Origin of the sequence: Myroides sp. C15-4 (assembly GCF_050522745.1) — a bacterium.
Classification (GTDB): domain Bacteria; phylum Bacteroidota; class Bacteroidia; order Flavobacteriales; family Flavobacteriaceae; genus Flavobacterium.
In genome coordinates, this window is sequence record NZ_JBMVQX010000002.1 from 1 (window position 1) to 20,541 (window position 20,541).

A 20,541-nucleotide genomic window follows, 5' to 3' on the forward strand; every position below is an offset into this window, starting at 1 on the left:
CCGGTGTAGCTCAGTTGGCTAGAGCAGCTGATTTGTAATCAGCAGGTCGTGGGTTCGAGTCCCTCCATCGGCTCAATATTTAAAAGTCTTGCAAGGCAATTTGCCGGTGTAGCTCAGTTGGCTAGAGCAGCTGATTTGTAATCAGCAGGTCGTGGGTTCGAGTCCCTCCATCGGCTCTAAAGCTTCCTATTCTTAGGAAGCTTTTTTTATTTTCTTTATTCCTATTCAAAGATTCCGTAAATTTAGATTCCGTTTAATCGGAAATTAGTGTTTCTCTTATCGAAAGAATTCAAGCTATGATATCTTTACTCTTCGAATCAGAATGGATTATTTATTGGGAAGTGGTCTACTTCATCATTGCAATTCTCGTTGCGATTCGAATTATCTATGATACCGATTCCATCTCGAAAACACTAGCCTATCTGTTGTTGGTTTTCTTTGTACCTGTTTTTGGAATCGTTTTCTATTTTTCCTTCGGAATCAACTACCGCAGAAGGAAGATGTATTCTAAAAAATTAATTGCCAATGACAATTATGGTGAACGTTTATACAAACGTCTAAGTGAAATACACCTCGATTTAAACCAACAAGGACATCCTATTGTAGATAAACATCGCTCTTTTGTGAAGTTATTGGCTAATGATATTGTGGGTGAAGGGCCATTATTGGTTGATAATGATGTGGAACTCCTTCAAAATGGAGAGGCGTTTTTTCCGCGTTTATTGGCAGATCTCAAAGCAGCAAAACACCATATTCACATCGAATATTATATCTATGAAAATAACGAAATAGGCAGGGAAATTGCCGAATTGTTAAAAGCGAAAGCCAAAGAAGGAGTTGAGGTACGCTTTATCTATGACGATTTTGGCAGTAGAAGTATTCGTAAAAATATTGTAAAAGATTTACGAACCAATGGTGTACAAGCCTTCGCATTTAATAAGATTATTCTCTTAGCTTTAGCAAATCGTCTCAATTACCGCAATCACCGTAAAATAGTGGTAATTGACGGGCAAATTGCCTATACAGGGGGAATTAATATATCGGATCGATATGACAACAGTAGAAAGGCTGAAAATGACTTCTTCTGGCGCGATACCCACATCCGAATTGAAGGAAGTGGCGCCTACGGACTGCAACACGTGTTTTTAACGGATTGGAATTTTTGTAGTAAAGAAAATTTGAGCTTTACCGCGGATTACTTTCCTAAAATTCACTTGGGAAAACAAAAGACATTACCTGTGCAGGTAATCGCTTCAGGACCTGATTCCGATGTGCCTTCTATTTTATTTAGCGTATTACAAGCCATCCAAGAGGCCGAACATGAAATTTGTATTACAACGCCCTACTATATTCCCGATGAATCCCTCCAAGTGGCAATTAAAATGGCGGTACTCAGTGGAAAAAAAGTCAAGTTACTCTTGCCGGGAATTACAGATTCTCTAACCGTTAAATTGGCTTCAGAATCGTATTTTCAAGAACTTTTAGAGTCAGGCGTTGAAATCTACTTGTATAAAAAAGGATTTATACATGCAAAAACCTGGGTGATTGACGCTGGAATTAGCTCAGTCGGAACGTGTAACTTGGATCACCGAAGCTTTGATCTAAATTTTGAAGTTAATGTGGTACTCTATGATATGGATTTTGCTCGTCAGATGCGTGCCATGTTTGAAGCAGATTGCAAAGATTCTATTCAACTGAAACTAGACCGTTGGAATAAACGCTCCAAATGGCATCGCCTAAAAAATAGCTTTTTGCGTCTGTTGTCTCCTTTACTTTAATGGAGAAGGGAAAAGGGAGAAGGGTGAATGAATGTCCCTAAATATGGTTGACCGTTTTTAAACATTAATTTCATTATTAAATATAGTAATAAATGGGAATTTGTGCGGTTTGTTCTTTGCTCTTTTGTTCTTTGTTCTTTGCTCTTTGCTCTTTGCTCGGTTTGCGATACACTGTAAACGGTTCACCGTTAACCATAAACTGTTCATCGTAAACTAAAAAAAAGGATCCCTTTTTCAAAGAATCCTTTTTTCGCGTAATAATTGAAGTCTTGTATAGAAATTTAGAATAATCCTCCTGCACCACCACTTTGTTTCGTGTTGGTATCTCTATACTTTCTTTGCAACGAACGTCCTTTTCCACCACCAAAGGTATAGTTTACACCAATGTATACCGATTGGCTTTCCCAGGTAAATTCACCAGTTGAAGGATAAGGATATTTTGTTTTGTATTTATATGACATCGTGTTGAAGATATCGTTAAATCGGAAGCTGATGCTTAACTTATTATCGAGTAAGGCATAACGAGCACCTGCGTCAATTTTGTACATTTCTTGTGCGTCTGAGGTAATTCCATCTACGCCTCCTCTATAAAATCCGAATAAGTTGAAGCGAAGGTTTTTTGTTGCTTTGAAATTACTGTTTAAACGCGCGTTAAATGCATTTGCTGTGATATCACGCAATACGGTATTCATGGTTCCTGTAGCGTCTAATTGAGATACAAATCCCGTTTGTTTAATGCTAGAGAAATCAATTGCTGGTTGCATATCCCACCAAGAGGTAACAAGGATATTCGCAGAAACTTCAAATCCGTAAGCATCGTTTGATTTATAGTTGTCAAAAGTCATTAACAACGCATTTGGATTGTCGTTCTCTGGATCATCGTAAATAACGTGATTAATTTCGTGGTTGATACGTCTATAGTACACACCAGCTGTAATGCTGCTTCTCTTCGCAAATAAACGCGTATAATTTAACTCAACAGAATTGGTAAACTGTGGTTTTAGTTCTGGATTCCCTACCATCGTCATTAATGGCGTAGAGAATTGACGCACTGGATTTGTTTGTCTTACCCCAGGGCGATCTACTCGACGGCTATAGCTCACGTTAAACATATCGCTATCTGTAAGGTTATAGCCCACGTAAACCGATGGATAAAGCGTTACATAATCATCTTTAAATGTCGAAGCCCCATCCAATTTAGAATCTACTTTATAACTCTCTACTCTCGTTCCTACTTGGTAGTTGAATTTACCTAAGGTTTGACCGAAAGTTGCATAAGCCGAAAAAATATCTTGATCATACTTATTGTCAATGTGTTTTTGGTTGATTGGAATTAGTGGATTGTTTGAATTAAAGCTATTATCTGCTCTTGAAATTCTAGCTTCAGCCCCTAATTCTAGCTTGGTATGATCGTTTAAGGGATTGACGTAATCAATGTTTAACGTTGACAAGGTATTTTTGTCGTTGTTGCCATCTTGATAGAGCAAGTCGTTGGCTACACCTAATTTTGTTAGGTAGTCACCATCCATATCTGACTTGTTGATGTTGTGATTCATCTCAACATCTAACGTATGTCCTTTTTTAGCGAATAGATGTTTGTACGCTAAATTGTAAGTACTAAATGTATTTTTATTGTCGTAAAACGTCTTTTGAAAAATATTGTCAAACGATTGATCAGGGTAGAGCGTTGTCGTTTTTAAATCAACACTGTGTTTATTCGTGCTTTGATTCGTATAAAAAGACAAGGTATTTTGATCGTTAATATAGTAATCAACCCCAACTTTATATAATATATTCTTGTTGTTGTTTAACATATTGATGGTTGTAGGCGATAGAATATCCTTGCGAAACATTTCACCGTCATTTTTCGATTTTCCATCAGAATAACTCGCATTTCCAAAAAAGTTTAACTTCCCTTTTCTGTAGTTTAAGTTTAAAGAAGTGGTAGACTGAATGTTCTTAGCAATCGTAACACCACTATCTATAGAACCATTAAACCCATCTGATGTATTTTTGTGTAACACAATATTGATGATCCCCGACATGCCTTCTGGGTTGTATTTTGCACTTGGGTTAGTGATTAATTCAATACTTTTAATTGAGGTTGACGGAATCTGTTTCAGCAATTGTTCTGCAGACATATTTGTTGGTCTTCCATCTAATAAGATACGCACGTTTTCATTTCCTCTCAATGAAATTTTGCCATCTTTATCCACGTTAACTGAAGGAATATTATTCATAATATCAGCTGCAGTAGCCCCTACAGTAGTTAAGTCTTTACCAACGGTAATGACTTTGCGGTCAATTTTTTGTTCAATTGTAGATCGTTCTGCTACAATATTTACGTCAGCTAAGGTTGTCGATTCGGCCTCTAGGTAAATCGTACCTAAATCTGTAGCACTTTTTAAGGTAATTTCTTTGTGAAAAGGCGTGTATCCTATAAATTGAATGTCTAAATTATAGGTATCAGCAACAGCAGTTATAGTAAAAGAACCGTTGTCAGATGTCATACCTCCTGTAATCACCGCATCTCCTTTTTTAAGGGTAATCGTAGCATAAGGAATGGCTTCATTTAGGTTTTTGTCCAACACGCGTCCTGATATTTTTACTGAACTTTGGGCGTAGACTCCACAAAAGGAAAGTAAAAAAAACAATAAAGTTAGTTTTGAATTCATTTGATTAGTTGAATTAAGTTTTTTTGTCTACCCTAATAGACTGAGAATCGTTACTTTTGTTACATCGCAAAAAAATAAAAAAGTAAAAAAATAAATTAATTATTTTTAAATGTTTGATTTTTAGTTTTTTACACCTTATTTAGAAAAAATATAAATTCATGAGATATACTGTTTTTTGTGGTTCAAGTTCAGGAAATAAAAAGGAATATAGGACAGAGGCAACAGCTTTAGGAGAAGCGTTAGCTAAACATGAGATTGGTGTTGTGTACGGCGGTGCAAAGGTCGGCTTAATGGGGGCTATTGCTGATGGGGCATTAGCACATGGAGGGGAAGTAATTGGGGTCTTGCCGTATTTTTTGGCAGATGTCGAATTGGGACATACAGGGTTAACAGCTCTTTATCACGTGGATACCATGCACGAACGCAAAGCTAAAATGGATGAATTATCTGACGGCATTATTGCTTTACCAGGAGGGTATGGTACGTTGGAAGAATTTTTTGAAGTGCTGACTTGGGGACAGTTGGGGTTGCATAAAAAACCAATTGCACTATTAAATGTTGCTGGATTTTACGATCCGTTGATGCAAATGATCAATCGTATGGTAGAACAAGGGTTCTTAAAGCAAGAAAATAGAGAAATGATTATCATTTCGGCTGATATTGAGGATCTATTACAGCAAATGAGTCAATACGAAGCGCCAAAGGCCGGCAAATGGATCACAAAGGATCAAACCGTCTAAGAGTGCTAAAAAAAGATTAAAATAGTTATTTTCGGACTTATTTTTCGTATTTTACCTACTCAAGTATGAATAAAAGTAAAAATGGAAAAAAACAATAACAATATAGCGATACTCGTCGATGGCGATAACGCACAAGCAAAACTATTAGAGAATATCTTAGCGGAAGTATCGAAATACGGAAAGGTTACTATACGCCGTATTTACGGTGATTGGACTACTCCACAAATGAATAGTTGGAAAGATTTACTCAATGATTTGTCCTTTTCACCCATTCAAAAATTCAACTATACCTCAGGGAAAAATTCAACCGACAGCTCGTTGATTATCGACGCCATGGATATCCTACACGATAAAATGGTCGATGGCTTTTGTATTGTTTCCAGTGATAGTGATTATACAGGTTTGGCGAAGCGAATCCGCGAAGAAGGAATCTTTGTTATGGGGATAGGAGAAAAGAAAACACCGAATGCGTTTGTGCAGTCCTGTGAAATCTTTACCTATTGTGAAACTTTGATGCCCAAAGCTGTTCAAGTGGAAAAAGCAGCAAGTGCGGAGAAGAAACAAGTGGTTGGAGAAGAGGAAGAAAATGAAGTAAGAACAATCAGTAAAAAAGAAATGCGTCTTATTGATCGCGCATTTGATATGTCTGTAGATGAGGAAGTAGAAGCGTATATTTCTACAGTAGGGAATAACCTACGCAAGTTAAATCCCAGTTTTGATCCCCGTGATTATGGGTTTCGAAATCTAACCGAGATGTTCAAACACCTCAAAACTTATGAAGTGATCAACAATAACGTGAAGGGATTAAATCACCCTTTAGTCAAGAAGAAATAGCTTGTGAATAGCTTTTAAAAAAACAGCTGTCTTTACGTTAAAGACAGCTGTTTTTTTGTGAGTATTATAGTTTTGTATTTAAACTACTTTTTTTACAGTCATATTCTTTACCACTGAAAGCAAAATATAAAGCAAGATGATAACTGGAATAGCTAAATAGTGTAATACGGCCAAGAGGATAATAGAAACAACTACAAAACCCAGTTGCAATTTAGAGGCACCTAAGTTTTTAGGATCTATTTTTAACGAAAATAACGGCAACTCTGCATTCATAATATACGCACTCAATACACTGATAATTACCAATACATAAGGGTTACTCAAGAAAGAAATAACAGCTTCTGAATTGGTTGTACTTACAATAAGAGGTAAGCTCAAAATGAAAAGGGCATTGCCTGGTGTAGGCAATCCGATAAATGAATCCGTTTGTCTGGTGTCTATATTAAATTTTGCTAGGCGATATGCTGCCCCCAAGGTAATAAGGAAGCCGAGATAAGGCACAATAGCCATATAATACGTTTCGGGAGTCAAATTGTATGGACCTTGCGTCTCTTGAATATTAGCCAATTGTTTGTAGATGATTAATCCAGGAACAACACCGCTGGTTACCATATCAGCTAGGGAATCCAGTTGAAGACCTAGTTCGCTTTTTACGTGGAGAATTCGAGCTAAAAATCCGTCCCAATAATCAAAGAAAATACCAATACACACCCATATAAAGGCCATGAGGATGTTATCATCAAAAGCGTAAATACAAGCAATTAGTCCTGAAAGGAGATTCAATAAAGTGATGAAATTTGGAATGTGTTTTTTCATGTAATTGTTATTTAGGTCTTGATCTAGGATATAAATATAAACGTTATTTCCTAAGACAAAGGTATTATAAACTTACAAATAATAATATCGCCCTCGCCTTTTAGTTTTTTACTATTTTTACAACTTAGTATAAATAATAAAAAGAGGTTTGTGAAAAAACTAGCAGTAGGTACGTTGCTCTTTTGTGTTGGATTTGCTGCCAATGCCCAGAAAGCGCGAAAATATTCCAATGAATTTTTAAATATCGGAGTTGATGCGGTGTCTATGGGAATGGCAAATAGCGTGGTATCCTCAACAGGTGACGTAAATGCGGTATATTGGAACCCCGCTGGATTGATGCGCTTAGAAGATCAACAGGTTTCTTTGATGCATGCGAGCTATTTTGCCAATATTGCGCAATATGATTACGGTGCATTTGCTATGCCTTTGGATGAAAAAAGCGCCTTAGGATTCTCGATCATCCGATTTGGTGTTGATGATATTATGAATACCACAGAGCTAATTGATCAACATGGAAATATCGATTATAACCGCATTAGTCTATTCTCTGCGGCAGATTATGCCTTTGTGTTGTCTTATGCGCGTAATACCCCCATTGCAGGGCTAACCTATGGAATCAATGCCAAGGTAGTTCGCCGTGTCATTGGGAAATTTGCTGATTCTTGGGGATTTGGCTTTGATGCTGGGGTGCAATACAAAACCAAGTCCGAGTGGATGTTTGGTGTGATGGCCAGAGATATTACGACGACCTACAACATGTGGAGCATCAACAAAAAAGAATACAGCAAAGTACAAGATGCCGTGGAAGGAATGAATCAAGAATTACCAGAAACAACCGAAATTACATTGCCTAAACTGCAAGTAGGGGTTTCCAAAAATGTACAATTGTCTCGTGATTTGAATTTGCTAGCCGCTATGGCAGTTCATGTGGAATTCGCCGAAACGAATGCGGTGATCTCCAGCGGATCCATGAGTATGACACCCTCCTTGGGAGTTGAATTTGGTTATGCCAATTTGGTATTTGTACGCGGAGGTGTAGGAAACTTCCAAAATAACAGGCAAATGGACAATACCAAAAAAATGGAATTTCAACCCAATATTGGTGTGGGATTCCACTATAAAGGTATCCAAGTCGATTATGCCTTAACAGATATAGGTGATCAAAGTGCAGCCATTTATTCAAATGTCTTCTCGTTAAAATTAGATTTAGGAATTTTTAGAAAATAGAAAATGAAAAAAGTATTCGCGTTGCTTTTTGCAGTGCTTCTCTTACAACTAACCTATGGAAATACAGCCGAGCGAAAGTTGTCGGAGAAAGCGCAAATTAGCGTCTTAACTTGTGGAACAGGAGGAGAACTCTACTCCTTATTTGGACATACTGCTATTCGCGTTTACGATCCAGCAGAGGGAATCGATCGCGTGTACAACTATGGCATGTTTGATTTTAGTACCCCTAATTTCTATGGTAAATTTGTCAAAGGGGATTTACTTTATTTTGTCGATTATGAAAATTATAAAAATTTTGTAGTTAATTACGCCTACGCTAATCGATCCGTGGTAGAACAAGAACTCAACCTGTCGGTAGAACAAAAGCAAACCATTTGGACCAACTTAAATCAATCGCTAAAGGAAGAAAATCGCTATTATATCTATAAATTTATCGACCAAAACTGTACAACCAAAGTGGTCGATATTCTCAATGACGTTTTGCCAACCCCCGTAGAAGTGGCAGTAAAAGGCAATACAGCTACCTATCGAAGCATACTAAATACCTATTTAAAAGATCGCTATTTCGAAAAGTTGGGCATTAATTTAATTTTTGGTAATAAAGTTGATCACCCCTCAAATTTGTTGTTTTTACCTGATAAGTTTCAGTTGGGATTGACACAAAGTAAAAATGGAAACCAACCCTTAGTCAAAGAGGAAAAAAACGTTTTTCAATCCCAGCCAACCGATAGCTATGTATGGTGGAATACCTACTGGTTCGCCTCCTTGGCTATGCTTATTCTGATGGTATTAACCTTAAATAAGACTATTCGATCGATCTATTTTGTTTGTATTGGCTTGTTTGGATGGTTTTTCTTACTGGTGGGTTTTTATTCTCTGCATGGGGAAATACTACTGAATAATGTGGTTTTTTTATGTAATCCTCTACTTATTTTTATTCCATTTGTTAAATCGTTAAATAAAATTAAGTCAATATTGGGTATTATTGTTGTAATATTGTTAATACTGTATGTTATGTTGAATTTTTATTCAGAAAAATTAATAATAACCTTACCTTTGTACCTGTTAACTCTTGTAACTTTATTTTTGGAATTTAAGCCAGTTTTACAAAATAGAGTGAAGAATAAATAGTAGACTATGTTTTCTTTTTTTAAATCAAAACCTATTTTAAAAGATTTAATTCCCGATAATTATGTGGATATTCACTCGCATTTAATTTATGGAATTGACGATGGTGCCCAAACCATTGAAGATACGCGAACTATTATTAAAGCGATGCAGCAGTTGGGATTTGAACAAGCCATTGCTACACCACATACGACCCCATTAGTTTGGGAAAATACAAGAGAAGGTATTCTAAGTCAGTATCAAAAAGTACAAGAGGAATTACCAGCAGAATCTAAAGCGATAGACTTGCGTGTTGCTTCTGAATACATGATGGATGAAACACTATTGCCTCGTATCGAAAATAAAGAGCTCTTAACGTTAAAGAACAAGTATGTGTTGGTAGAAATGTCGTATATGAACCCACCTATTCAACTGATGGACATCTTATTTCAATTGAAGTCAAACGGATACGATATTGTGTTGGCTCATCCAGAGCGTTACAACTTTTACCATCAAAATACAGCTATGTATAAGAAGCTGAAAAAAGCAGGCTGTCACTTCCAAATGAATTTACTTTCTGTAACAGGTTATTACGGTAAACACGTTTTAGAAGCGGCTAATTTTTTATTATCTAACGGATTAATTGATTTTGTTGGATCGGATATTCATCACGAAAAACACATTAGAGGATTTGAATCTAAAGTAGAGGTGAAAGGCGTAGAGTTTTTTACACAGGCCATTCACAATAATCAAGAATTTAGAAAGTAATACAGTAACTATATAAAAAAAGCCACTCGTCTGAGTGGCTTTTTTTATATGTGTTAGAAACTATTTATCAACAACTTCTCCTTTAATTCTCAAAGGCACCGTACCGTTTTCAAAGTTTACGGCATTCGATTCAACTGTAATCGTACGGCTAATTCTACCAATGCTCATGTTGTATTTCACATCGATTTTTCCTGTTTTACCTGGCATAATGGGCTCTGTTGGTTTTGAAGGAACTGTACATCCACATGTAGAACGAACATTCGTAATGATCAACGGTTGATCTCCTGTGTTTGTAAATTCGAAAGAGCGCAACCCATCGTCAGTACCTCTAACTACTGTACCATAATCGATTGTGTTGTTTTCAGCTGCGAACTGAATCTTTGGACCATTTTGAGCAAATGTCAAAGCACTAGATAATACTAATGCGAATACTGCTATTAATTTTTTCATTACTATAACTTTTTGTTGTTTTGTAAAATTAAAAACTTTTCGAAAACTCGCAAATTTTTTTGCATATTCGATTTTAGATATACTTTTATAATTGACGAGTAATAATTACTTTTGTACAATACAAAGATAACGAAAACTACGGTTACAAAGAATGAAAAAAACTATTTTTCTGCTAAGCAACTGGATGTTTTGTCTTTTTTTAATAATTAAATTATAGAATAATGGTAATTCCTGCACAATTTGACGCAAAGCAAGTAGAGCAAAAATGGTATCAGTATTGGATGGAAAATAATTTTTTCCGATCTATACCAGATGAGAGACAGCCGTACACGATTGTAATACCTCCTCCAAACGTAACAGGAGTATTGCATATGGGGCATATGTTGAATATTACAATTCAAGATGTATTAATACGTCGTGCCCGTTTAAGAGGGCTAAACGCATGTTGGGTCCCGGGAACGGATCACGCATCTATTGCAACTGAAGCTAAAGTCGTCGCTAAATTGAGAGAGCAGGGAATCAATAAAAACGACCTAACTAGAGAAGAATTTTTACAACACGCTTGGGAATGGAAAGAGGAATATGGAGGCGTGATTTTAGATCAGTTGAAAAAATTAGGCGCTTCGTGTGACTGGGATCGTACAAAATTTACGATGGATCCAGCAATGTCACAACAAGTGATTAAGTTGTTTGTTGATTTGTATAACAAAGGATTAATTTACCGCGGATACCGCATGGTAAACTGGGATCCTGAAGCGAAGACTACGCTATCAGATGAAGAGGTAATCTATGAAGAACGCCAAGGAAAACTATACCATATAAACTATCAAATCGAAGGTACTTCGGATTATTTGACGATTGCAACTACACGCCCAGAAACGATTTTGGGAGATAGTGCTATTTGTATTAATCCAAATGACGAACGCTATCAACACCTAAGAGGAAAACAAGCGATTGTGCCGATTTGCAACCGCGTTGTACCGATTATTTTTGATGAGTATGTGGACATGGAGTTCGGAACAGGATGTCTAAAGGTTACCCCTGCACATGATGTAAATGATAAAGACCTAGGAGAACGTCACAATTTAGAAATCATTGATATCTTTAATGCTAATGCGACACTAAATGATTTAGGTTTACACTATAAAGGAAAAGATCGCTTTGTCGTACGCAAGGAAATTGAGGCTGAATTAGCGTCAATTGGCGCGTTGGAAAAAGTGGAAAACTACCTGAATAACGTGGGAACATCAGAGCGTACAAAAGCGGTAATTGAACCGCGTTTGTCTGATCAGTGGTTCTTGAAAATGGAAGAATTGGCAAAACCTGCTTTAGATGCGGTAATGACAACAGAAGAGGTAAAACTATATCCAAGTCGTTATAACAGTACCTATAGAAGCTGGTTGGAAAATATTCGCGATTGGAATATTTCTCGTCAATTATGGTGGGGACACCAAATTCCAGCCTTCTACTATGGAGATGGAAAAGAAGACTTCGTTGTAGCGGAAACAAAAGAAGCAGCGCTTGAATTAGCAAAAACCAAAACGGGAAATGCAAATTTAACTGTAGCCGATTTAAAACAAGATGAAGATGCTTTGGATACTTGGTTCTCTTCTTGGTTATGGCCAATGTCTGTATTTAACGGATTAATTGATCCTGAAAATGAAGAGTTTAAGTACTATTATCCAACAAATGATCTAGTAACGGGACCCGATATTATTTTCTTCTGGGTAGCGCGTATGATCATGGCAGGTTACGAGTATACAGGTAAACAACCGTTTACCAATGTTTATTTCACGGGAATCGTACGGGATAAACAACGCCGTAAAATGTCAAAATCACTAGGAAACTCTCCAGATGCGTTAGGATTAATTGACAAGTTTGGTGCTGATGGAGTTCGCGTAGGTTTATTGTTATCTGCAGCAGCAGGAAATGATATCTTATTCGACGAAGACTTATGTGCACAAGGAAAAGCATTTACCAATAAAGTATGGAATGCCTTCCGTCTAATTAAAGGATGGGAAGTATCTGAAACCTTGGAACAACCTGAAACAGCCAAAGTTTCATTGGCTTGGTACGAAGCAAAATTGCAAAAAACACTAGTGGAAATCGAAGATCATTTCTCAAAATACAGAATTTCAGATGCCTTAATGGCCATCTATAAATTAGTATGGGATGATTTCTGTTCTTGGTTCTTGGAAATGATTAAACCGGGATACCAACAGCCGATCGACGCCACTACCTATGCGAAAGTAATTGAATTGTTGGAGGAAAACTTGAAGCTTTTACATCCATTTATGCCTTTCTTAACTGAAGAAATTTGGCAACACATCCATACGCGTACGCCTGAACAAGCCTTAGTGATTTCGTCTTGGCCAGCAATAAAAGAGTATGACGAGAAATTAATCAAAGAGTTTGAGTTCGCTATGGAGGTTATTGCAGGTATCCGTACCATCAGAAAGGATAAAAACATTGCGTTCAAGGAAACAATTGATTTAAAAGTAATCAACAACGAAAACATCTCAACCTATTTTGACAGTATAATCTCAAAATTAGGAAATGTGGTAAGTTTGGAATACGTAACAGATCAAGTAAGTGGAGCATTGTCATACCGAGTAAAATCGAATGAATACTTTATTCCAATGGCAGGGAATGTCAATGTGGAAGAAGAAATAGCAAAACTAGAAGAAGAATTGAAATACTTGAAAGGATTCTTGAAATCGGTACAAGGAAAGCTATCAAATGAAAAATTTGTCAGTGGAGCTCCTGAACAAGTTGTAGCGAATGAAAAACAAAAAGAAGCCGATGCGTTGGCTAAAATTTCAACGATTGAACACAGTTTAGCTGGTTTGAAATAGACATAAAAAAAGTTGATCCTAAGGTCTTTCGTTTGTGTAAGCAAACGAAAGACCTTTTTTTTTATCTTCGCTCTTATGAAATACAACCTCCATACCCATTATCGATCTAGTGAACTAGATACATTGGCAATTGTCAATCAAGACTTGCTTGCGGTCGATTTGACAATTCCTCATTTTTCTTTGGGTATTCATCCTTGGTATATTGAACCTGCTTTGATTGAGGAACAATTGCATTTCATTGAAAACCACCTTCAACACCCCAATTGTTTGGCGATTGGCGAATGCGGACTCGATAAGAAAATAGAAATTCCCTTGGCATTACAAGAAGAAGTGTTGCTTCGTCAATTACTTCTTGCAGAAAAAAATAAAAAAGCTGTAATTTTGCACGTCGTTTCTGCCTATCAAGAAATCATTGCACTTAAGAAGCGATTGAATCTCACTATTCCGCTCATTGTTCATGGATTTAATAAACATCAACAAGTAGCCGAGAGTTTATGGAAAAATGGGATCTATCTCTCTTTTGGTCGCGCACTTCTGAGTAATACGCGATTACAAGAAACTTTTGTTGCGGTACCCAAAGCGTTTGTGTTTTTGGAAACGGATGACGATCAGACTATAACCATAGCAGAGGTTTATGCTAAAGCAGCAGAATTACGTCCAGCTATTGATGAAATTGTAGCGTCCAATTTTAAACGCGTGATGAATAAAGAATAATAAAAACAGCCTTTTAGGGTGATTAATAAATAGAAATAGATGGCTATTTGGCAAGAAAGAGCAGCCTTGCTTTTTAAAGAAGAAGGGCTCGAAAAATTAAAAAACGCCAACGTATTAGTTGTTGGATTAGGGGGAGTAGGATCATTTGCCGCTGAGTTTTTGGCTCGTGCAGGTGTGGGAACGATGACTATTGTAGATGGAGATACTGTTGATATCACCAATATCAACAGGCAATTACCTGCTTTACATTCTACAGTAGGTAGGGCAAAAGTACATGTGGTAGGAGATCGTTTGCTAGATATCAATCCCGAATTAAACCTCACGCGTATCGAGGAGTTTTTGTCTCCTGAACGTACCCATGAAGTAGTAACGGAAGAATACGATTACGTTTTGGATTGTATTGATAGTATTACACCTAAAATCAACTTAATCCTCGCTGCTAAACGCAAACGCGTAAAAGTAATCAGCGCTATGGGAGCTGGTGGAAAAATGCAAGCGTCAAAAATAGTGGTGAAAGACATCAGCAAAACGGATGTATGTCCTTTGGCAAAACAAATCCGCAAACGCTTAAAGAAAGAGGGGATCTCATCAGGAGTAAAGGCAATCTTTTCAACGGAAAAACCCGATGAAAGTAGTTTGAAAATGACGGATGGATCAAACTTTAAAAAGTCGTTTTTTGGAACGAACAGCTGGATGCCTGCTTTGTTTGGCTTACATGCAGCAGAAAATGTAATTCGCTATTTACTAGCAAAATAAAAAAAGCAACTTTAGGGTTGCTTTTTTTGTTCTTTGTTCTTTGTTTTTTGCTCTTTGTACTTTGCTAGGACAATCATGGATAACAATAATTATCTTATAGAAGAATTTAAACAAATCGAAGCGCAGTGAAAATCGAATCGCAGTGAAAATCGGAACGCAGTGTAGATTCATCGAACACCGAAATAAATATAAACTAGGTGAGATATATTCATCGAATACCGAAACAAATATAAACTAGGTGAGATAAATCGAGTAGACCGAGAAAATCTCATCTTAAAGTACTTCAAAAGCCAATAACAGTTGAAGCACTACAATGGCTACAGATAAGATCCACAGAAATCCGTAGATACAATATTGGAAAATACTTGTTTTTTCACCCGCTATTTTTTTTGCTTTTTGCAACATCAGCATAGGGATAATTAGAGCGAGAATTACCAAAGAGATAGAGGCATATCCTAGGGCGATTACAAATCCATCAGGATAGAACAAGGCAAATAAAATAGGAGGTAAGAAGGTCAAGATAAACGCACTGACGTTGTGTTTAATTCTTGGTCGATCTTTGGCTAAATCTTTAATATAGTCATTTAAAGCCATGGCAACACCCCAAAATGAAGTAAGGATAGCTGCGGCGGCAAAAATGGTAAAGGCTACTTTAATGAATGGAGAATTATTGATTTCTTTAATGGCTAAGAGCAAGCCTTCTAGTCCGGCATTGTTTTGTAAAATAGCACTGAAAACAGCACTCTCAATATTGCCTAAAATAGTCAATTCCCAGATGAGGTATAGAACCAAAGGAAGCGTACTTCCCACAAAAAACACCCATTTGAGTTGGCGTAGATTCCCGTCCAAGTACTTCACCAAACTAGGAATAACTACACTAAACCCAAAAGAGGTGAAAATAATGGGAATCGTTGCTAATACCGGTAGCGGACTGGAGGGTATATGGCTCAAATAAGCCATTTCAATATGAGGAAGTAAAAGTCCGAGAACCAAGCAAAGACAAATGATCTTAATAGAAAAGATAACCTTAGTGCTATGGTCTACGGCTCTTGTACCAAAGGCAATAATTCCCCCAAAGACAAGCGTAAAGATAATTGCACTGAGTTGAGGAGATACCTCGATAGCCAACCACTGTTCGAGGTTGGTGCGAACAATATCTCCGCCTCCAGCAATATAGGCACTAACAAGGGCATACATCAAGGTGAGCATACTTAACCCCGTAATATAAGCACCAGGTTTTCCTAAATATTTTAACGTTAACGTATTGAAACCTGCTGAGGTATCATTGTATCGATAGACATTTACTAGTAAAACGGAAGTATAAAACATAGCAAACCAAATACAGAACAAGATGAATGACATAAATAAAAAACCCACATTGGCCGATATAATTGGCATGGCTAACATGCCTGCGCCTATTGTAGTTCCTGCTACAATAAGAATACTTCCGATAATTTTTTGCATTTTGTTTAAAATTTTTATTATTTATTCGTTGTTCATCCTTAGGACGAATACTTGTGAACTACCACAACTATTATACCTTGGATTATTTTTTTTTAAAATTCACTAAAAAAGACCGTAAAAAAAATAAATATATGTTTTTATTCGTAGACTTTACGATATGATCTAGCTTAATATTGAGATAATCTCAATATAACTGAATATTTCTTGTTGTTTTTCTTGTTGTTTCTCCGTGTATGAAGGGTTGTTTGTGTTAGTTTTAGGTCGTTAATCTGTTGGTTTTTAGTGAATAAATGAGCGAAAAATACAAGGCTACATGAAAAAAGTACAAGCATTTCCCTAAAGTGTCTTTCTGTGAATTGAATTACAATGTTTATCTTTGAGTAGATCAAAAAGAAAGCACTATGTTGAATATCGAAGAAGAATTACTGTCCAAAAATATCAAACCCACTGCGATGCGCATCTTAGTTTTAAAATTCTTAAAAAAACAAGAGGGAGCTGTATCCTTGGCGGATATAGAAAATAGCTTTGATCAATCGGATCGCGTGACTATTTATCGCACCGTTAAAACATTTGAAAGCAAAGGGCTTCTACATCGCATAACAGCAAATAACACTACACAATACGCTTTGTGTGCTGCTAATTGTTCGGAAGAAAAACACAGAGATACCCATTTGCATTTTATCTGCAATCAATGTAAAAAGACAATCTGCCTGACTCAAGTAGTCATTCCAACCATTGAGATTCCCGACGGATTTCAATTGAGTCAAATTGAGGTTATTGCACAGGGCGTTTGTAGCGATTGTAAATCTTAAACCGTTTTGACAATATGCTGCATGATGCGTTGAGCGTGTACTCTCGAATTTTCAATGAACCACGTATGAGTATTTAAACCACCGCAAACAACGCCTGCTACATACAACTTTGAAATATTCGTTTCCATCGTTTCTGGATTGTAGGTAGGGAACTGATCGGCAGATTCTTCTATTTGAATACCAAGCTGTTGTAAGAAAGTAAAATCAGGGCGATAGCCTGTAAGAGCCAATACAAAGTCATTGGGAATACGATGAGATTCTTTTTCACTTTGGATGTAAACCTCAGATTCAGTAACAGCTGTCAATTGACTGTTGAAATACACCTGAATAGCCCCTTCTGCGATTCGATTTTCAATATCGGGTTTGACCCAATATTTCACGTGAGAACTAATGGCACTATCTCGAACTACCATGGTTACTTTAGCTCCTTTGCGATAGCATTCTAGTGCTGCATCGACAGAGGAATTACTCGCTCCCACAACAACAACCTGCATATTGGCATAAAAATGAGGGTCATTGTAGTAGTGCGAAACTTTTGGTAGCTCTTCACCAGGGATGTGTAAAAGGTTAGGGAAATCATAAAAACCAGTAGCTACTACAACATGAGTAGCTGCGTACTGTGCCTTTGTTGTTTGTACGTGAAAATGCCCCTCCGCTTGTTTATCTACTTGTATTACTTTTTCAAACAAATGAATTGACAAATCGTGTAAATGTGTCACGCGTCTATAATATTCTAGCGCTTCTTTTCTTCGTGGTTTATTTTCTGCACTAATAAAGGGAATTTGATCGAGTTCTAATAGTTCTGAAGTAGAAAAGAACTGCATATTGATCGGATAGTGATACAGTGAATTCACTAAACAACCTTTTTCAATAATTAAATAGGTTAATCCCGCTTTTTTTGCCTCAATTCCACAGGCTATACCGATGGGACCTCCACCGATTATTAGTACGTCTAGTTGTTTCATTGTATAAAAAATAAACCCAACAAAGGGTGTTTGGTTGTCTTTCTAACAAAAGTATTGAATTATTTTGGATGGGAGTGAAAGGCTAGCGAAAGACCAAGCTAAAAATAGGTTAAAAATAAAAATAGGTTAAAAAAAAGAGGATGTCCTTTTGGGACACCCTCTTGATTTATTTATCTAGAAAAGATTATTCGTTTACTTTATCAGCAACTAAATGAATCCCGATTTCCATGTCTTGGCTAATTGCCCAATCTGCTGGGTTTAAAGCAGCACCTGAGTCTTTATCCGTTGTACCGAATACCAATCCCCAAGCAGCGCGATCTGCGATGAATGAAGCGTGCATTACAGCTTTATCATTCTCTACAGTTACTTTAGCTGGGAAAGTGATGTTTACTGTTTTTCCTAAAATAGTTAAGTTTCCACTTACCATTTTGTTCGCTCCTTCTACTGTACTTTTGTGTTGTGCAGCATCGAAATCTTCTACTTTTGTGATTTTGAATTCTACTGTAGGGTTTTTCTCTACGTCGAAGAAATCAGGGCTTTTTAAGTGTCCACCTAATTTTTCAATATCCTCATCAGCATCAACAGAAGCACGGTCAACTTTAATAGAATTCATGTCTACTGTGTAAGAACCAGCGTTTAATCCGTTAGCGTCAATTGCAATGTCTCCAGCGCTTAATGCTAAAGTACCAAAACGAGGATTAAGTCCTCCTTTGTGTCCTACTTTCCAGCTTATACTACTTTCTGTTAAGTTAACAGCATATTTGTCTCCTTGTTCTGTTGCAACTTCTTGCTCTGTTGTAGTTGTTGCTTTATCAGCATTCTTATTTCCACATGATGCTAATGAAAGAGCAGCTACTACTGCTACTGATAATAAAATTTTTTTCATCTTAATTCGCTATTTTGTTCCGTCAAATGTACAATACAAAAATGGATATGCAAGAATTTATTAACGAGTTGAGTGTTAAAAAGTTATAAATAAACGTTTTTTGTGAAATAATGACGCCTTTTTTATTGATTATACTTTTAAATAAATGTCTTTTTGGATAAAAAAGATGGGTTTTTGAGGAAATCTTCTGTTAACTTCGCTTAGGGCGATGTGATAAAAAAGTGCTAAAATAGCGGTGTTGTGGCACAAAAAAAGAGGTAGTCTAAACAGCCTAAAAAACAAAACCCCATCTAAAAAAGCCCTTTTTTTCCTTGCTTGTTCGATTGCGCAGATTTTTAATCGTGCGGTAAAACTATTTGTTATAAATCTATAAGAACAATGTCAACAAGATACAAAGCAACGGATAGGTATAGTGCCTATTTCATAACCCTAACAACAGTTGGATGGATAGATGATGGCACGGATTCAAATCCGCACCATTGGATTCGTTACCTACAATGCGTTTTGTTTTTACATGAATTTAGACGAAAAAGAAGTGTTTAGTTTCTTGCAGTAAATCGGAAAGGGGGTGGGTTTTGTTCGAGTCTTCTTCGAGTCATGTTCGAGTCTTCTTCGGTAAATGTGGGGTAATCCCCCGTAAATACGCATGTTTATCGAAGAAGACTCGAAGGAGACCCAAAGAAGACCCAAACAAAACTAAAACTAAACAGTACAAATGGCTGAAAAGCAGATGTTTGTGTTTTATGTATAGAGGCAAATAAAGCCATTTGAGTTTTTTTTACATATAAGGGAAGGGGGTATTGCGGGTTAATTTCGACTGATGTAGGTTTGTAGTTTATTCATGTAGCTTGTGCATAGAAAAGAACGATTGAAAAAAAATAGTAAACAAAGTAAATCCGCGCGATCGAAGGAAATCTTCTGTTAACTTCGCTTAGGGCGATGTGATAAAAAAGTGCTAAAATAGCGGTGTTGTGGCACAAAAAAAAGAATGACCCTTGGGATCATTCTTTTGATAGTGGTAACGTATTTAAAAAAATTAAAGTTCTTTAAAGGTTGAGATAATATTCATTAATTCATCACCTTGATAGGTTTGATTCTGTCCAATAGTCCAACCAATAAGCTCATAGTTTCCTTTTTTCCCTTCAATCATCGTTTGAATCATGAACATGAAGTTTCCCTCTTGGGACATAGCTAGTTTATAGATTTTTCCAGGCAATCCGTTAATTCGAACCTCGTCTTCTTTTACTATTTCGTAATCGGGTCTATTGGCATAGGTAGCCAATGCTTTTTGCGTAAAAGTCGCGAAATCTTCTGTTTTCGGTGATTCTTTCGCTACGATGTACACTTGCTTGAAGGTATTCCCGTATTGAATGGCTGCATCTGGATATAAATCAGTCATGGCAGCTAGTGTGGCGGGCATCTCCATGGAGAATTGATCATTGACACTTACCGTTTGAGGAGGTGCTACCTTTTGATTACAACTAACCATCCCCAAGGTTATACAAAGCATAAAGAGTAGTTTTTTCATCTGAAAACAATTTTTAAATAAAGAATATTTAAAGTTAAGGCAAAATTGTCAAACGCAGGGTCAACAAGGGATAAAATATTTTTTTGTTCGAAGTAGAGATAAAAGCCTTTGTCTGAATGACAAGGTTCGCCTTGTGTAATAAAGAACCACTTCTTTTTAAGAGTAG

At 36.7% G+C, this 20,541-nt stretch carries 18 protein-coding genes and 2 tRNA genes; 12 read left to right on the top strand and 8 right to left on the bottom strand.

The genetic code is table 11. The features are described from left to right. The 3 genes from ACPDHL_RS01050 to cls all read left to right on the top strand — a co-directional run bounded on the left by ACPDHL_RS01050 (position 1) and on the right by cls (position 1,778). Positions 1-73 (top strand) — tRNA-Thr (locus ACPDHL_RS01050). Between the two features lie 29 nt (positions 74-102). Further along, positions 103-176 (top strand) — tRNA-Thr (locus ACPDHL_RS01055). A 120-nt stretch (positions 177-296) separates the two neighbouring features. Beyond that, positions 297-1,778 carry a cardiolipin synthase gene (cls, locus tag ACPDHL_RS01060; RefSeq protein WP_430530954.1) on the top strand — a complete coding sequence of 494 codons (1,482 nt, stop codon included), beginning with the start codon at positions 297-299 and terminating at the stop codon, positions 1,776-1,778. A gap of 76 nt (positions 1,779-1,854) precedes the next feature. Here the strand turns inward: cls and ACPDHL_RS01065 are convergent, their stop codons facing one another. Further along, complete coding sequence (locus ACPDHL_RS01065; RefSeq protein WP_430530955.1) at positions 1,855-2,016, bottom strand: hypothetical protein; 162 nt, start codon at positions 2,014-2,016, stop codon at positions 1,855-1,857. A 43-nt stretch (positions 2,017-2,059) separates the two neighbouring features. Next, complete coding sequence (locus ACPDHL_RS01070) at positions 2,060-4,453, bottom strand: TonB-dependent receptor domain-containing protein (protein ID WP_430530956.1); 2,394 nt, start codon at positions 4,451-4,453, stop codon at positions 2,060-2,062. Between the two features lie 158 nt (positions 4,454-4,611). Here ACPDHL_RS01070 and ACPDHL_RS01075 point away from each other — a divergent pair, with 158 nt between their 5' ends. Together ACPDHL_RS01075 and ACPDHL_RS01080 are read left to right on the top strand one after the other, a co-directional pair. After that, entirely contained in the window at positions 4,612-5,193 is a 582-nt protein-coding gene (locus ACPDHL_RS01075) for a TIGR00730 family Rossman fold protein (RefSeq protein WP_430530957.1), read from the top strand. 81 nt (positions 5,194-5,274) lie between these two features. Then, complete coding sequence (locus ACPDHL_RS01080) at positions 5,275-6,027, top strand: NYN domain-containing protein (protein ID WP_430530958.1); 753 nt, start codon at positions 5,275-5,277, stop codon at positions 6,025-6,027. Positions 6,028-6,105: 78 nt separating this feature from the next. On the opposite strand, the gene ACPDHL_RS01085 is transcribed toward ACPDHL_RS01080, so the two are convergent. After that, on the bottom strand, positions 6,106-6,843 hold the full coding sequence (locus ACPDHL_RS01085; protein WP_430530959.1) for a CDP-alcohol phosphatidyltransferase family protein: 738 nt from the start codon (positions 6,841-6,843) through the stop codon (positions 6,106-6,108). A gap of 150 nt (positions 6,844-6,993) precedes the next feature. On the opposite strand from ACPDHL_RS01085, the gene ACPDHL_RS01090 reads away from it, so the two are divergent. From ACPDHL_RS01090 to ACPDHL_RS01100, 3 genes are read left to right on the top strand one after another with little or no spacing between them, the layout of a single operon-like run. Then, positions 6,994-8,070: a PorV/PorQ family protein gene (locus ACPDHL_RS01090; protein WP_430530960.1), complete on the top strand. Its 1,077-nt coding sequence runs from the start codon at positions 6,994-6,996 to the stop codon at positions 8,068-8,070. A 3-nt stretch (positions 8,071-8,073) separates the two neighbouring features. Then, positions 8,074-9,201, top strand: a complete 1,128-nt coding sequence (locus ACPDHL_RS01095) for a DUF4105 domain-containing protein (RefSeq protein WP_430530961.1) — start codon at positions 8,074-8,076, stop codon at positions 9,199-9,201. Positions 9,202-9,207: 6 nt separating this feature from the next. Next, positions 9,208-9,945 (top strand): tyrosine-protein phosphatase, encoded by a 738-nt coding sequence (locus ACPDHL_RS01100; RefSeq protein ID WP_430530962.1) that lies wholly within the window; start codon positions 9,208-9,210, stop codon positions 9,943-9,945. A gap of 60 nt (positions 9,946-10,005) precedes the next feature. On the opposite strand, the gene ACPDHL_RS01105 is transcribed toward ACPDHL_RS01100, so the two are convergent. Next, a complete protein-coding gene (locus tag ACPDHL_RS01105; protein WP_430530963.1) occupies positions 10,006-10,395 on the bottom strand; it encodes a DUF1573 domain-containing protein in 390 nt (129 codons plus the stop codon). Between the two features lie 221 nt (positions 10,396-10,616). Between ACPDHL_RS01105 and ACPDHL_RS01110 the strand changes: the two genes are divergently transcribed. The 3 genes from ACPDHL_RS01110 (at position 10,617) to ACPDHL_RS01120 (ending at position 14,720) form a co-directional block, all read left to right on the top strand. Further along, positions 10,617-13,250 (top strand): valine--tRNA ligase, encoded by a 2,634-nt coding sequence (locus ACPDHL_RS01110; RefSeq protein ID WP_430530964.1) that lies wholly within the window; start codon positions 10,617-10,619, stop codon positions 13,248-13,250. A gap of 75 nt (positions 13,251-13,325) precedes the next feature. After that, the gene (locus ACPDHL_RS01115; protein ID WP_430530965.1) at positions 13,326-13,964 is read left to right on the top strand and encodes a TatD family hydrolase; all 639 of its coding nucleotides are present in this window, start codon (positions 13,326-13,328) and stop codon (positions 13,962-13,964) included. Between the two features lie 39 nt (positions 13,965-14,003). Continuing rightward, positions 14,004-14,720 carry a tRNA threonylcarbamoyladenosine dehydratase gene (locus ACPDHL_RS01120; RefSeq protein WP_430530966.1) on the top strand — a complete coding sequence of 239 codons (717 nt, stop codon included), beginning with the start codon at positions 14,004-14,006 and terminating at the stop codon, positions 14,718-14,720. 273 nt (positions 14,721-14,993) lie between these two features. On the opposite strand, the gene ACPDHL_RS01125 is transcribed toward ACPDHL_RS01120, so the two are convergent. Then, positions 14,994-16,184, bottom strand: coding sequence for an aromatic amino acid transport family protein (locus tag ACPDHL_RS01125; protein WP_430530967.1), 1,191 nt, complete (start codon positions 16,182-16,184; stop codon positions 14,994-14,996). Between the two features lie 401 nt (positions 16,185-16,585). Between ACPDHL_RS01125 and ACPDHL_RS01130 the strand changes: the two genes are divergently transcribed. Continuing rightward, positions 16,586-16,996 (top strand): Fur family transcriptional regulator, encoded by a 411-nt coding sequence (locus tag ACPDHL_RS01130; RefSeq protein ID WP_430530968.1) that lies wholly within the window; start codon positions 16,586-16,588, stop codon positions 16,994-16,996. Here the strand turns inward: ACPDHL_RS01130 and ACPDHL_RS01135 are convergent. From ACPDHL_RS01135 to ACPDHL_RS01145, 3 genes are all read right to left on the bottom strand, one after another. Further along, positions 16,993-17,961, bottom strand: coding sequence for a YpdA family putative bacillithiol disulfide reductase (locus tag ACPDHL_RS01135; RefSeq protein WP_430530969.1), 969 nt, complete (start codon positions 17,959-17,961; stop codon positions 16,993-16,995). The genes ACPDHL_RS01130 and ACPDHL_RS01135 overlap by 4 nt on opposite strands. Positions 17,962-18,145: 184 nt before the next feature. Continuing rightward, positions 18,146-18,847, bottom strand: a complete 702-nt coding sequence (locus ACPDHL_RS01140) for a YceI family protein (protein ID WP_430530970.1) — start codon at positions 18,845-18,847, stop codon at positions 18,146-18,148. 1,036 nt (positions 18,848-19,883) lie between these two features. Further along, complete coding sequence (locus tag ACPDHL_RS01145) at positions 19,884-20,375, bottom strand: hypothetical protein (protein ID WP_430530971.1); 492 nt, start codon at positions 20,373-20,375, stop codon at positions 19,884-19,886. Positions 20,376-20,541 lie beyond the last annotated feature (166 nt).